This is a genomic window from Streptomyces sp. BBFR2, from assembly GCF_044497305.1.
GTDB lineage: Bacteria > Actinomycetota > Actinomycetes > Streptomycetales > Streptomycetaceae > Streptomyces.
The window spans coordinates 6,862,269-6,875,543 of the sequence record NZ_CP172415.1; the positions used below are offsets into that span (position 1 = coordinate 6,862,269).

General features: G+C 72.6%; 12 protein-coding genes. 7 read left to right on the plus strand and 5 right to left on the minus strand.

Annotation, left to right across the window (positions count from 1 at the left end; all coding sequences use genetic code 11):
• Positions 1 to 55 precede the first annotated feature (55 nt).
• From ACGH2B_RS28430 to ACGH2B_RS28445, 4 genes are all read right to left on the minus strand, one after another.
• On the minus strand, positions 56 to 967 hold the full coding sequence (locus ACGH2B_RS28430; RefSeq protein WP_399095963.1) for a nitroreductase/quinone reductase family protein: 912 nt from the start codon (positions 965 to 967) through the stop codon (positions 56 to 58).
• A 455-nt stretch (positions 968 to 1,422) separates the two neighbouring features.
• The gene (locus tag ACGH2B_RS28435; protein WP_399095966.1) at positions 1,423 to 2,301 is read right to left on the minus strand and encodes an SAM-dependent methyltransferase; all 879 of its coding nucleotides are present in this window, start codon (positions 2,299 to 2,301) and stop codon (positions 1,423 to 1,425) included.
• 123 nt (positions 2,302 to 2,424) lie between these two features.
• Entirely contained in the window at positions 2,425 to 3,783 is a 1,359-nt protein-coding gene (locus tag ACGH2B_RS28440) for an NAD(P)/FAD-dependent oxidoreductase (protein WP_399095969.1), read from the minus strand.
• Positions 3,780 to 4,757 carry a UbiA family prenyltransferase gene (locus ACGH2B_RS28445; RefSeq protein ID WP_399095972.1) on the minus strand — a complete coding sequence of 326 codons (978 nt, stop codon included), beginning with the start codon at positions 4,755 to 4,757 and terminating at the stop codon, positions 3,780 to 3,782. The genes ACGH2B_RS28440 and ACGH2B_RS28445 overlap by 4 nt, the downstream gene beginning before the upstream one ends.
• A 506-nt stretch (positions 4,758 to 5,263) precedes the next feature.
• Between ACGH2B_RS28445 and ACGH2B_RS28450 the strand changes: the two genes are divergently transcribed.
• The 7 genes from ACGH2B_RS28450 to ACGH2B_RS28480 all read left to right on the plus strand — a co-directional run bounded on the left by ACGH2B_RS28450 (position 5,264) and on the right by ACGH2B_RS28480 (position 11,709).
• Entirely contained in the window at positions 5,264 to 5,794 is a 531-nt protein-coding gene (locus tag ACGH2B_RS28450; RefSeq protein ID WP_399095975.1) for an EF-hand domain-containing protein, read from the plus strand.
• Between the two features lie 95 nt (positions 5,795 to 5,889).
• Complete coding sequence (locus tag ACGH2B_RS28455) at positions 5,890 to 6,315, plus strand: hypothetical protein (protein WP_399095978.1); 426 nt, start codon at positions 5,890 to 5,892, stop codon at positions 6,313 to 6,315.
• A gap of 25 nt (positions 6,316 to 6,340) precedes the next feature.
• Complete coding sequence (locus tag ACGH2B_RS28460) at positions 6,341 to 6,871, plus strand: EF-hand domain-containing protein (RefSeq protein ID WP_399095981.1); 531 nt, start codon at positions 6,341 to 6,343, stop codon at positions 6,869 to 6,871.
• Positions 6,872 to 6,963: 92 nt separating this feature from the next.
• The gene (locus tag ACGH2B_RS28465; RefSeq protein WP_399095984.1) at positions 6,964 to 8,163 is read left to right on the plus strand and encodes a DegT/DnrJ/EryC1/StrS family aminotransferase; all 1,200 of its coding nucleotides are present in this window, start codon (positions 6,964 to 6,966) and stop codon (positions 8,161 to 8,163) included.
• On the plus strand, positions 8,160 to 9,284 hold the full coding sequence (locus ACGH2B_RS28470) for a DegT/DnrJ/EryC1/StrS family aminotransferase (protein ID WP_399095987.1): 1,125 nt from the start codon (positions 8,160 to 8,162) through the stop codon (positions 9,282 to 9,284). Before ACGH2B_RS28465 ends, ACGH2B_RS28470 begins: the two co-directional genes overlap by 4 nt.
• A complete protein-coding gene (locus tag ACGH2B_RS28475) occupies positions 9,281 to 10,102 on the plus strand; it encodes a class I SAM-dependent methyltransferase (RefSeq protein ID WP_399095990.1) in 822 nt (273 codons plus the stop codon). The genes ACGH2B_RS28470 and ACGH2B_RS28475 overlap by 4 nt, the downstream gene beginning before the upstream one ends.
• Positions 10,099 to 11,709 carry a class I adenylate-forming enzyme family protein gene (locus ACGH2B_RS28480; protein WP_399095993.1) on the plus strand — a complete coding sequence of 537 codons (1,611 nt, stop codon included), beginning with the start codon at positions 10,099 to 10,101 and terminating at the stop codon, positions 11,707 to 11,709. Before ACGH2B_RS28475 ends, ACGH2B_RS28480 begins: the two co-directional genes overlap by 4 nt.
• A 39-nt stretch (positions 11,710 to 11,748) precedes the next feature.
• On the opposite strand, the gene ACGH2B_RS28485 is transcribed toward ACGH2B_RS28480, so the two are convergent.
• Positions 11,749 to 13,008 (minus strand): nucleotide sugar dehydrogenase, encoded by a 1,260-nt coding sequence (locus tag ACGH2B_RS28485; protein ID WP_399095996.1) that lies wholly within the window; start codon positions 13,006 to 13,008, stop codon positions 11,749 to 11,751.
• Positions 13,009 to 13,275: the final 267 nt, after the last annotated feature.

The window sequence follows — 13,275 nt, forward strand, 5'->3', positions numbered from 1 at the left end:
GACCAGTCCACACCGTCCGGCATTGACCGGAAACCGGCTGCCACCGGCCGGGCCGTCACCCCTCCCCGCCCGGCGGCGGCCACGGCACCTCCGCCAGCAGCGGCACGACCGTCTCCTCCTCGTACGCGAGGTGGGCCAGCAACTGTGCCGACATCCGCCGCAGTTCGACACGGAACCGCTCCGGCTCGGCCACCCCGGCGCCCGCCAGCAGCGCCGCCAGTCGCTCCTGCACCCCGGCGATCACCCGGTGCTCCGCACCCAGCCGCGCGAACACCTCCGCCAGCTCCGGATGGTGCCCGGCCATGACCGGGAAGACATGGCCGTCCTCACCGTCGTGATGGAACCGCAGCGTCTGGCAGAACGCCAGACACCGCTGCCGGATCTGCAACCCGAGCCCCGGCGCCGGCGGCGCACCCTCCCCGCGGTGCGCGTCCCGCGCCGCGAAATACGCCTCCGTCTCCGCCGTCACCTGCCGCAACTGCCCGCGCAGCCAGGCGTGCACCTGAAGAATCTTGTCGGCAAGCGTGCGGACCTCCCGCGGCCCGGCCCAGCCGTCGGGCTCCGCCGCCGCCAGCTCCACCACCGGCAACTCCCGCGCGGTGGCCGCCTGGTAATCCCCGTACCCGGGAGCCACCCGCACCACCTCCCGGAACAGCTCCGCCCGCCGCGCCCCCTCGGCAGGCACCCCCAGCGCCTCGAACGCGTCGGCGCCCAGCTCGACCCGGACGAGGGGACGGGCCAGCAGATTGCGGTACCAGGCCGGATGGCGCGGCGCGCCCATGTTCGAGCCGACGACCAGGAGCGCGCCGCCGTGCCGGACATAGCCGAGCGGCGTCGTCCGGGGCAGACCCGAGCGGGCGCCGGTGGTGGTCAGCAACAGCAGATCGGCCCCTGCGAAGGGACCACCGACCCGCCCGCCGTGGGCGCGGAACTCCTCGATGACGGACAGGTTGAAGGACGAGGACATACGGGTGTGACTCCGGGGAGTGGTGGGCGGCTCAGGCCGCGGTGACGGAGACCGGACGCCCCGGAACGCAGACGGGACGGCCGGCCGGGAACGCGGCGCGCCGGCACGGGGCACGGCCCGCACGGACACGTCGCGACGGAGGAAGAAACAGCGCGCGCAGCCGCCGCACGGCGGACACCGCGGAACGGCGCCGACCGGCGGCGGTACTGACGTCACGGACAGGGCGCGGAGTACATGCTCACGGCAGGCCCCTCACGATCGGGGTGCACGCCCGGCCACCGGCCGGCCCACTGCTCTTCGGCCGGTGCCACGCGCCACCGGCGCCCATTAACGGACATCCGCCCAGCCGCTGTCAACGCGCGGCCCCCTGTCACCCGGTCACGCACGCCGACCGGCGCCGCCGCACAACGCGACGACGCCGGTCGGAACGGGCCCGGCCCACCGGCCGGACCGGGTCAGCGCACCCGCTCACACCCGATCACCAGATAGTCCATGCTGCCCTCCCGGTAACCCTCCAGGAACGGCTTCTCCACACCGGTCCGCCGCTCCGAGTGATCACGCAGCTCCCAGTAGGGGATCGCCTCGGCGGTGTGCCGCCCCACGTGGTACGGCACCAGCCCGTTGGCCGCCATCGCCTCGAAGTACGTACCGCGCCGGTGCATCCGGCTCACGTAGTGCTCGTCGATCCGGCGGGAGGCGTCGGAGCGGTCCGCGACCGTCTCGTTGCGGCACCAGGTGACACAGACGTACCGGCCGCCGGGCCGCAGCAGCCGGGCGAACTCCGCGAAGAGGTCGTGCAGATCGACGTACATCGTCGTCTCGTTGCTGACGATGAAATCGAGGGAACGGTCGGCGAACGGCGTCTGGAGCATGTTCGCGTAATGGAACCGCACCCGGTCGTCCCAGCCGCGCTCCTTGGCGACGCGCTCCGCGAACGCGATGTGGTGGGCGCAGAAGTTCACCCCGTCCATCCGGCAGCCGAACCGCTCGGCGATCATGAACGAGGTGCCGCCGCGCCCCGAACCGGCGTCCATCCCGCGCGCCGAGGCCGGGATATCGCCCAGCGCGTCCAGGATCAGCTCCGTCTCGGCGTTCTCCATACGGTGCATCTCCCGCAGGATCAGCGCCTCGCGCTGCTCGGGCGGGGCGGCGAGCACGGCGGGGTCGTAGCCGCCGACGCCGTAGTGGTGGTGGTAGAGCCCGTCCTCCGCGCCGAGGAGCAGGTTGATGTCGTCGGTGGTCTTGGTATCCCAGTAGGTCTGGAGCTGCTGCTCGTAGGCGCTGCGGATGACCGGGTTGTCTTCGCCGATGTTCGCTTCGACGGTGCTCGTCATGAAGGTCCCTCACATGGTGACGGTGGCGTCCGGCCGGCGGGAACCGCGCGGCGGACGGGGCATCCGGCCCGGTGGCGTGCGCCGTCCGCCCGCCCCGGGCCGGAGCGGCGGGCACACGACGGATCAGCGGGTGCCGGAGCGGCCCGGCAGCGCGGGCGCGGTGCGCGGCAGCCGCGACAGGACCCGCGCCGCCGCCAACTCGGCCGACCGCACGGCCCCTTCGCTGCTGGGGCGGAGCATCAGCCAGTCGCCCGCGTACTCGACGGGCGCGGCGGCACGGCCGAGGAACGCGTCGCGGTGGGCCAGCGCCCGCGGGGTGGCCTCCGGGATGCCGTGCGGCCAGCGGTGCACGAAGGTGCGCAGCGTGGCGGCGCGCAGCTCCGGCAGATAGCGGGCGGCGGCGTCCCCGAGCCGGGCCAGGATCTCGCCCTCGGGCGCGTCCACCAGCTCCCGGGCGACCGCGGGCGCCGCCATCAGCGACACCAGACCACGGCCCTCCGGAGCCCGGCCGGCCCCCTTGTTGTGCTCCATCATCAGACCGGCCAGCTCCGGCTCCCCGGCCGCCGGCAGCAGTACGCAGTACGCCGACTCACCCGACCGCGGCGCCAGCGGCCGGTCGAGCGTGTAACTCACCTTCAGCCGCGGGACGTAGCCGCACGCGGCGAGGTACGGGACCTCCTCCTCCGGGGCGTTGACGTGCAACCGCAGCGCCACCGGCGCCGGGACGCACAGCAGCACCGCGCGGGCGGTGAGCGTGCCGGTGTCCGTGACGACCCGGGCATGGCCCGCGGCCGAGATCACCTCGCGGACGGCGCAGCCGGTCGTCACGTCGGAGGTACGCGCCAGCCGGCGGGCGAGGGTGTCCATACCGTCGGTGTAACTGCGCCAGCGGGTGGTGGAGCCGCAGGCCAGCATGTTGGTGACGAACGGCGCGGCGGCGGAGCGCGCGGTGTCCCACCCGAAGAAGCACCCGGCGATCGGCTGGAACAGGAAGTCGTGCAGCTCGGGCCGGTACCCGCGGGCGTACTCCGCCAGCGTCAGGGTGCCCAGCGGGGTGCGCTCGGGCAGATCCGGGTCGTACGCGCCCCGGCGGCGGCTCTCCGTCGTCAGGAAGCGGGCCAGGGCGGCGCGTCCGCGGAGCGAGAGGCCGCCGCCGCTGAGCAGCGCGCGCGATGCCCCGACATGGCGGTGCGCCCGGCCGTCCCGCCAGGCCGCGACGGGGTCCGGGATCCGGGTGGTGTCGGCCGGCCCCAGCCCGGCGCGGCGGATCAGCCGCCATGTCGCGTCGTACCCGGCGGTGGAGAGCAACTCGGCGCCGGTGTCCATGACATAGCCGTCCACCCGGTGGGAGCGCATCCGTCCGCCGACGGCGTCGGACGCCTCCAGCACCGTGACCGAGCGGCCCGCCCGCCGGAGTGTGTCCGCGGCGGCCAGGCCCGCTATCCCCGCTCCGACGACCACGACGTCATGGGCGGTGCTCACACCCCACCGCCGGCCGCCGCGGTGAGCAGCACATTGGTGACGACCAGCGCCACGACCGAGACGCGGTGGGTGTACGTGCCGAGCTTGCGGGCCGTCAGGATCCGGCCGCGGACCACGCCCGTGACGAACTGCGTGGCGCGCAGCGCGATGACCGGCAGCATCGCCAGCGGGAACCACCACGGCGCCAGACCGGTGACGGTCGCCGCCGCGATCAGCACACTCTCCAGGGCGGAGACCGCGCCGATGAAGACCTTGTTGCCGCGCTCGGTGGTCAGTACGGCCACCGTCGGACGGCCCACGGCGGCGTCGCCCGCCCGGTCGTTGGTGTTGGAGTAGACGCCGAACAGCATCGGTCCGAGGCCGAACAGCGTCCCCTGCACCAGCGCGAAGCCGGTGGCGTGCCCGGCGAGCAGCCCGTACGGGGCCACGACCAGGCCCAGGCCCAGGGCGACCATGAAGATCTCCTGCCACCCGTGGTAGCTGATCTTCAGGCCGTAGGAGTACTGCACCGAGGTGACCAGGCACAGCGCGGCGGTCAGCACCGCCCACCACGGCGCGTGCGGGGCGAGGGCGACGGCCGCGCCCCACAGCACCACACACCCGGCGGCGGTGGACCAGCCGAAGCGGATCGCCTCCCGCTCGGTGAGCGTGCCGGCCAGCAGGGGCTTGCGGCGGAGCTTGCGCAGCGGCGCGTCGGGGCCGTAGTTGGCCGCGTCGCTGCCGTCACGCAACCCCGTCACATCGTCGAACGTGGTCATCGCGGCGACGAGGCAGAGCATCCCGAGGCCGAAGAGCGCGAGCACCGCGAGGGCGGTGGAGTCCGCCCGCAGCGGTGCGGCCAGCAGGCTCCATGCCACGGCGAGGCTGAGGTAATAGTCGAAGATGTCGAGTTTGGCCAGTCTGCAATAGGCGGCGAATTTCCCCGAGGAGACGGGTGGCGCAATCGCTACGGCGCCATGGGATTCGTGGGTCACAGAACTCTCCGTGGTCACGGCGGGCCTCGAAAACGGCCCGCCGAATATCAATCGGGAGTGACCGTATGAGACGTCCTGAACCCACTGAGAGGCCAGTTGCGCATGTTCATCAGATCAGGTGATCGCTTTCAAGGCGCGGCCGGGAACGGACCGCGCCACGCGGCCGACCCCCAGACGCCCCGGGCATCTCCCCGCGCCCTGTTCGGAACGTTTCTCCAACCCATCTGCCCAGGTAAGCGGCGGTGGCGGGAAACGGGTGCCGGCGTCACTCGTACGGATCGTCCTTGCTCCATCCGGTGCATACCTCGGCCCCGCTGGGACATTCTTGGACTGCACGAAGCGCCGTGAGAGCGGTGGGTTTCCCCGAGGCGTCGTGCGTATCCACGACACCCTCCCTTGCGTCAGCCATGCCTGTGACGCAAGTTGTCCGCGCAATTCTTATGCGGCCGCATTTCCGACGCCCTTCGTCGCACATTCCGCCCGTCACTCATTCCTCAAGGAGTGTCATGCCCAACAAGGACCTGCAGCAGGACCGCCTCCAGCAGCGCTTCGCCCTCTACGACACCGACGGCGACGGCCAGATCAGCCGCGCGGACCTGGAGAACGAGGCGCGCCGCATCGTCGAGGCGTTCGGCGAGTCCACCGAATCGCCCCGCGCCCAGCTTCTGCTGCACGCCTACCCGACGCTCTTCGACTACCTCAGCGAGAAGGCCGGCGCCGGTGACACGCTGTCGAAGGAGCAGTTCCTTCAGGTGGCCGAGGAGCAGGTGCTCGCCGAGGGGCCGGCCGGCTTCGCCCGCGTCCTGCAGCCCAGCATCCACGCGATGGTCCACCTGGCCGACACCGACGGTGACGGCCAGATCAGCCCGCCCGAGTTCGCGAAGTGGCTGAAGGCCATCAACGCCGACACCGACGCCGACGCCGCCTTCCAGGCCGTCGACGCCAACGGCGACGGTCAGCTCTCCGTCCAGGAGATCGTCCACGCGGTGGGTCGCTACCACGCCGGTGACCTGGACGCCCCGCTGCTCGGCGCCTGACCTGGGTGGTGTTTCCGGCCCGCGGTGCGGTCCGGTCCTTCCGGCCCGCACCGCGCGTGGGCCGTGGTGGCCCGCGGACGGCACGGACACGGGCGGTGCTGATCCTGTCGGCCCTGGCCCAGGGGGTTCCGGGCGTGTGGGCGCTTCTGCTGCCCCACAGTTTCTTCCGGAACTTCCCGCTGCCGGGCAGGCATTGGGTCGCCGTGTTCGCCCCGTACAACGAGCATCTGGTCCGGGACTTCGGCTCGCTCGTGGTGGCGCTGGCGGCGGTACTGCTCTGCGCCGCCCGGTCGCCGCACCCGCAGCTCGTACGGGCCGCGGCGCTGGCCCAGCTCGTCTTCTCCGTGCCGCACCTCTTTTTCCACCTGCACCACCTCGGGATGTTCTCCCTCGCCGACGTCGTCGCGCAGTTGATCACGCTCGTACTGCCGGTCGTCGTCGCGCTGTACCTCCTGTGGGCTCCGGCCCGCGGCGGGGGCGAGCACGGCACGGCCGTGCGGGCCTCCGTCCCCTATCAATGACCCTCCCTTGAGAAGGAAGAACCTCATGACCAACGCCGTACAGCAAGAGCGACTCCAGCGCCGGTTCCAGCTCTGGGACCGGGACGGCGACGGCCGCATCGACCGCAGCGACTGGAACGAGGAGGCCCAGCGCATCCTCCGGGCCTTCGAGACCGAGCCGTCCTCGGAGAAGGGCAAGGCGGTACTCGGCGCCTACCTCGGTATGTGGGACTACCTCGCCGGCCACGCCGGGATCGAGGAAGGCGGCTCGCTCGACTTCGGCCAGTTCGGCGAGCTGGCCGGGCGTCAGGTCCTCGACCGCGGTGCGGAAGGCTTCAACGAGGTGCTGCGCCCGACCATCAGCTCCATCGTCGGGCTCTGCGACACCGACGGTGACGGCAAGGTCGATCCCAAGGAGTTCCGCTCCTGGATCCGCGCGATCGGCAGCCCCGAGGAGACCGCCGACACGGCGTTCGCGGCCATCGACGCCGACGGCGACGGCGTGCTGACCGTCGAGGAACTCGTCCAGGCCGTGCACAAGTACCACGCGGGTGAACTCGACGTCGCCCTGCTGTGACCCGCCCCGGGCCCCGCACCTTTGCCGACGGGTGCGGGGCCCGGCCCTTTCCCGCCGCCGGCCCGCCCCGCCGGCACCGACCCCGAGGACCCATGGACCACCACACCGCAACCGGCCGCACCGGGGCGCCGCCCCGCCCGGTGCCCTTCTTCACCCACGCCCGCTCCTTCGAGGAGCGCTGGCCCGCCATCCGCGACCGCCTCACCGAGGTGGCCGACGACGGCAAGTACTCCCACGGCAGTCAAGTGGGCCGGTTCGAGCAGGCGTTGGCCGCCTGGACCGGTGCCCGCTTCGCCGTCGGCGTCAACAGCGGCACCGACGCCCTCGTCCTCGCCCTGCGCGCCTGCGGTCTGCGCCCCGGCGACGAGGTCGTCGTCCCCGCCTTCAGCTTCATGGCCACCGCCTCCTCCGTCGCCCTCGCCGGCGGCACCCCCGTCTTCGCCGACATCGACCCCGTCGGCTACGGCCTCGACCCCGCCGCCGCGGAGGCCGCCGTCACCGACCGCACCCGGATGCTGATGCCGGTGCACCTCTTCTGCCAGATGGCCGACATGGCGGGCCTGACCGGCGTCGCCGAACGGCACGGCCTGACCGTCCTGGAGGACAGCGCCGAGGCGATCGGCATGCGCTGGGGCGGTGTGCACGCCGGGCTCCTCGGCGCCGGCGGCGTGCTCTCCTTCTTCCCCACCAAGACCCTCGGCGCGCTCGGCGACGCCGGGGCCTTCCTCACCGATGACCCGCAACTCGCCGAAACCGTCGCGGCGTTGCGCCACCACGGACGCCACGGCCGCACTCTCGGCCACTTCCCGGGCATCAACCGCCCCACCGACCTCATCGGCGTCAACAGCAAGATGGACGACCTCCAGGCCGCCGTCCTCCTCGGCAAACTCCCCTCCCTCGCCGAGGACATCCGCCGCCGCGCCGCCCTCGCCGCCGCCTACACCGAACGGCTCCGCGACACCCCCGGCGTACTCCGCCTGCCCACCCTCGTGACGCACGCGGTCCCCACCGAGCCGGTCTTCTACGTCTATCTGATCGAGGTGGAGCGCCGCGACGCCCTCGTCTCCTACCTCGCCGAGCACGGCGTCGGCACCGAGACGTACTACCCGGTCCCGCTCCACCTCCAGCCCTGCTTCGCCGGGCTCGGATACCGGCGGGGGCAGTTCCCGCACGCCGAGCGGGCCTGTGAGCGGACCGTCGCGCTGCCGCTCTACCCGGACCTGGGCACCGACGACGTCGACCGCGTCTGCGACCTCATCCACCGCTTCGCCACCGGAAGGGCCGCCCGTTGATCCCCTTCTTCCCGCCGGACCTCTTCGAGCAGGACCGCGAGGCCCTCATCGGCCTCGTCCACGAGATCGGCACCGCACCCGACCAGAAGTTCATCCTCGGCACCCGCACCGCCACATTCGAGGACGCGCTGCGCACCACGTACGGCGCGGGCGACGCCATCGCCTGCTCCAGCGGCACCTCCGCCCTCACCCTCGTGCTGCGGGCCATGGACATCGGCCCCGGCGACGAGGTCGTCGTCCCCGCCTACGGCTGCGCGCCGCTCGCCAACACCGTCGCGGGCCTGGGCGCCACCCCGGTCTTCGCCGATATCGACCCGTGGACGATGGTGGCCGACCCGCAGGCGATGGCCGACGCCGTCACCGGCCGTACCAAGGCGCTGATGCCCGCCCACATGTTCTCCGTGATGGCCGACATGCCGGCGCTGCGCAAGCTCGCCGACGAACGCGGCGTCCGCCTCGTCGAGGACTCCGCCGTCGCCCAGGGCGGCGTCCTCGACGGCCGCCCCGCGGGCACCTGGGGCGATGCCGGGGTCTTCTCGTTCGTGCAGGTCAAGACGTTCGGCACGGCGGGGGAGGGCGGCGCGGTCCTCACCTCGGACCCGGCGCTCGCCCGCACCGTGCGGGCCCTGCGCAACCACGGCCAGGAGGGCCCGCGCTTCGTCCACCAGCGTCTGGGCCTCAACAGCCGCTTCGACGAGATCCTCGCCGCCTTCCAACTGCACCGGCTGCCCGGACTCGCCACCCGCCTGGAGCGCCGCGCCCACATCGCCGCCTACTACACCGAGCGTTTCACCCCGCTGCGCGACGCCGGGGTGCTGCCCCCGCCGCCCGGCCGCAACGGCCGCTGCTACTACGTCTACTCGCTCCTCGCCGAGCGGCGCGACGCCCTCCGCGACCACCTCGCCGAGCAGGGCGTGGCCTCGCACGTCTACTACCCGCAGCCGCTGCCGCACCAGCCGGCCTTCGCCCCGTACGCCCCGGCCGGACGGCGCTGGCCGCACGCCGAGCGCGCCGCGGAGCGCCAGCTCGCCCTGCCGGTGTACCCGCATCTGACGGACGCGCAGGTCGAGCACATCGCCGACGCGGTCTGCGCCTTCGCCACGGAAGGAGCGCGCCGGTGACCTCCGCCGACCGCTATGTCTTCGCCACCGCCTTCGCCCGCGAGGAGGAACGTCTCGCCCTGGGGGAGGCGCTCTGGGACCCGGGCACCCGGGAACGGCTCGCCGCCGCCGGCGTCGGCGCCGGCTGGTCCTGTCTGGAGATCGGCGCCGGGCGCGGCTCCATCGCCGCCTGGCTGGCCGACCGGACCGGACCGACCGGCGAGGTGGTCGCCGCCGACCTCGACACCGAGCGCCTGAAGTGGCTGACCGGCCGCGGTGTGACCGTCCACCGTCACGACGTCGTCACCGACGAGCTGCCCGAGGCGCACTTCGACCTCATCCACGCCCGCCTCGTCCTCCAGCACGTCGGCGACCGGCGGCAGGCCGTGGACCGGCTGTACCGCGCCCTCAAGCCCGGCGGCCACCTCGTCCTGGAGGACACCGACACCGCCTCGCTCTTCAGCCACCCCGCGCACGGTGATTTCCTCAGCGACGTCAAACGCGCCGCCTACGAGGTGATGTGCGCGTCCGGCTACCACCCGCGCTGCGGGCTGCTCGACGTCCAACTCGCCACCGACGCCGGGCTGGTGGACATCGTCGCCGAAGGACGTTCGGCGGTGGTGCGCGGCGGCAGTGACGCGGCGCGCTGGTTCGCGCTGTGGCTGGAGCATCTGACGCCCGCGATGCTCGCCCGCGGCACCGTCACCGAGGAACGGCTCGCCCGCGCCCAGGTGGAGCTGACCGACCCCGTCCACTGCTGGCTCTCCCAGGTGATGGTCACCGTCCACGGACGGCGCCCCGCCTCCGACACCTCCCGGAAGGGACATCCGGCACCGTGAAGCCCCCCGCCCTCGGCACCCTCTTCGACGTCCTGGCCGACCGCGGCAGCCGCACCGCCGTCCACCTCAGCCGCCCCTTCGACCTGGCACCGGAGGGACCGGCGGAGTACGGCATCGGGCAACTCGCCGACCTGGTGCGGCAGACCGCCGCCCGGCTGGCCGCCGCGGGCGTCCGCGCCGGCGACCGCGTGGCCGTCGTCAAGCCCAACCACTGGGACACCGTGCTGCTGGCCTGCGCCGCGTCCCGCCTCGGCGCCGTCCCGGCGCTGCTCTCCCCGCGGCTGCGCGGTGACGCCCTCCGCGACCTGCTGCGACGGATCGACCCGGCGCTGCTGGTCACCACGGCCACCACCCTCACCGCCCGCCCCGGCACCGACCTCACCGCCTGCGCCGCGCGCACCCTTCTCGTCGGCGGAGTGCCGTACGACGGCCCCGCCGCCGGGGAGGTCCTCACGCCCGACGACGTCGACGGGCACACCGCCCCGCCGGTCGTCACGCGCGCGGTGGACGACACCATGGTCATCCACCACACCTCCGGGACGACCGGGCTGCCGAAGCTGGTGGAGCACTCGACGCGGACGATGGTCCACCGCCTCGCCCACTTCGAGTGCCACCGCGTCCCGGTGCTCGCCAGCCGCCGCTCCGACACGGTGGCGAGTGCCGACCCGTTCACCCACGGCCGGGCCGTGCCCTGGTCGATCAGCGTGCTGCACCTGGAGCCGCGCGCCGTCGTCCTCCTCGCCGACCACGACCCGGAGACGGCGGAGCGGACACTGCTGCGCACCCCGCCCACCACGCTGGAGGCGGCCCCGGGCACCTTCGTCACCTGGCGGGAGCTGGCCGCCCGCCGGAGCGACGCCTTCCGGGACGTCCGGCTCTACATCAGTACCTTCGACGCCGTCCACCCGCCGACCGTCCGCGGTTTCCTGGCGGCCTCGCGGCACCGCAATCCGCGCTGGCTGCAGGGCTGGGGCCAGACCGAGACCGGCCCGCTGACCTTCCGGCTGCTGACCCGTAAGTCCCTGGAGCGCAGCGGGGACCGCCACCCCACCACCCGCGACCTGGGGCGGCCGGTGCCCGGACGGACCCGGCTGCGGGTCGTCGACCCGAAGACGCTGCGTCCGGTGGGCCGGGGCCGCCCCGGGCTGATCCTCGTCCGTACCAAGGCGCGGTGCGTGGGGTACGCCGGTGAGCCGGAGCGCTGGGAGGCGAAGGCCGACGGCCCGTGGTGGAACACCGGTGACCTCGGGGTGCTCACCCGCGGCGGCAGCCTGATCCTCACCGACCGGGAGGTCGACACCGTCCCCGGGGCGAGCTGTGTGGAGCTGGAGGACGTGATCGAGGACCGGCTCGCCGACGTCGTCGAATGCACCGTCCTGGGCGTCCCGGGTCCGGAGCTGCTGCCGGTGCTGGTGACCGCCGACGGCACGCTCGACCCGGAGGCGTGGGCCGCGGCGGTACGCGATCTGCCGGCGATGGCGGAGCCGTTGGTACGGGAGTGGGGGGAGATCCCGCGCACCGAGACGGGCAAGGTGCGCCGCCTCGAACTGCGCCGTCTGGTGCGTCCGCGTGACGCGGAACCGCTGGGCACCGGCCGGTGGACGTGACACCGGCCCACCTCGTACGGCCGGCTCGGCGCGGCGGGCTCAGAGGGGCTGCGCGGTGGTGCCGCGGAGCCGGTCGCGGGTGTCGAGCAGCAGCGGCGCCCACCGCGGCAGCTCGTCGACGGGGATCACCCGGTGGTCCTGGAGCAGGATGGTCAGGTCGGCCTCCGTCGCGGCCCGGCGCAGATCCGGTGCGGCGGGGACGGCCGTGCCGTCCGGGGACCAGCCGTCGGCGAGCGGATCGTGGTACGTCACCCGGGCCCCGGCTTCGTCCAGCAGCCGGGCGAGCGGCGCGGCGGGCGTGGACCGCAGGTCGCGGCTGTCGCGCTTGTACGTCACACCGACGAGCAGGACGCGGGAGCCGGCCAATTCCTTCCCGGCGCCGTTCAGGAGCTGCCCGGCGCGGTGGACGACATGGGACGGCATGGCGGAATTGATGCGTTGGGCCAGCTCGACCAGCGGCAGCGGGGAGCCGATCTCGCGCGCCCAGTGCGTCAGATAGGCGGGGTCGACGGGAATGCAGTGGCCGCCCACGCCGGGGCCAGGCCGGAATTCCTGGAAACCGAAGGGTTTGCTGCTCGCGCAGTCGATGGCGTTCGAGACATCGATTCCCCAGGCGCGGGCGGTCACCGCGATTTCGTTGACCAGGGCGATATTGACGCTGCGGTAGACGTTCTCCAGCAATTTGGACAGTTCCGCCTCGCGGGCGGAAGAGGCCCGTACCACGCGGTCGCACAATTTCTGGAAGAAGGCGACGGCGGCTTCCGTACAGGCCGGGGTGTGACCGCCGACCACGCGCGGGGTGTTGCGGACGCCGAAGTGTTCATTTCCGGGATCGATGCGCTCGGGTGAGAAGGCGAGGGAGAAATCCGGGCCGGCGGTGAGGCCGGAGGATTCCTCCAGAATCGCGCGGACCGGACCGTCCGTGGTGCCGGGGAACGACGTGGATTCCAAAATGACGAGTGTGCCCGGTTTCAGATGTGCGCCCAGCGCCCGCGCGGCGTCCCGTACATGCGTCAGATCCGGCCCGCCCGCGTCGTCCAGCGGCGTCGGGACGCAGAGGACGGCGACGGACGCCTCGGCGAGGACGCCGGGGTCGGTGGTGGCGTGGAAGCCGGCGGTGCGCATCGCCGCGATATCGGCTTCGGTGAGATCCGGCAGCGGTGAGCGGCCGGATTCCAGCGTCGCCGGCACGGCCGGATTCGTATCCACCCCGGTGACCTGCATTCCCGCGGCGCAGGCTTCGCGCGCCAGCGGGAGCCCTGTGTAACCGAGACCGATCACGGCCAGTCTTTCCACCATTTCTCCTCACGCTGCGTTGCTCGCAGGAACCCCCGTACGATCCCCCGATTTTCGGCACAACCTTAAATGAGCGGAATCGTTCGAAGGGGCTTCGAGAAGAGGTGTTCACTCGGATTGATGAAAGCGTTCAGGCTCGCTCGTGATCATTCTTAATGTGCCCGCGTGTGGTCACCGTCCGGCTTTTTTGATCGCCCTTCGTCGAATGTGATCAATTATTCCGATGAGGGGAGTCGCGGGTGCGGGGGAGAGGTAACGTGACCGCTCGTC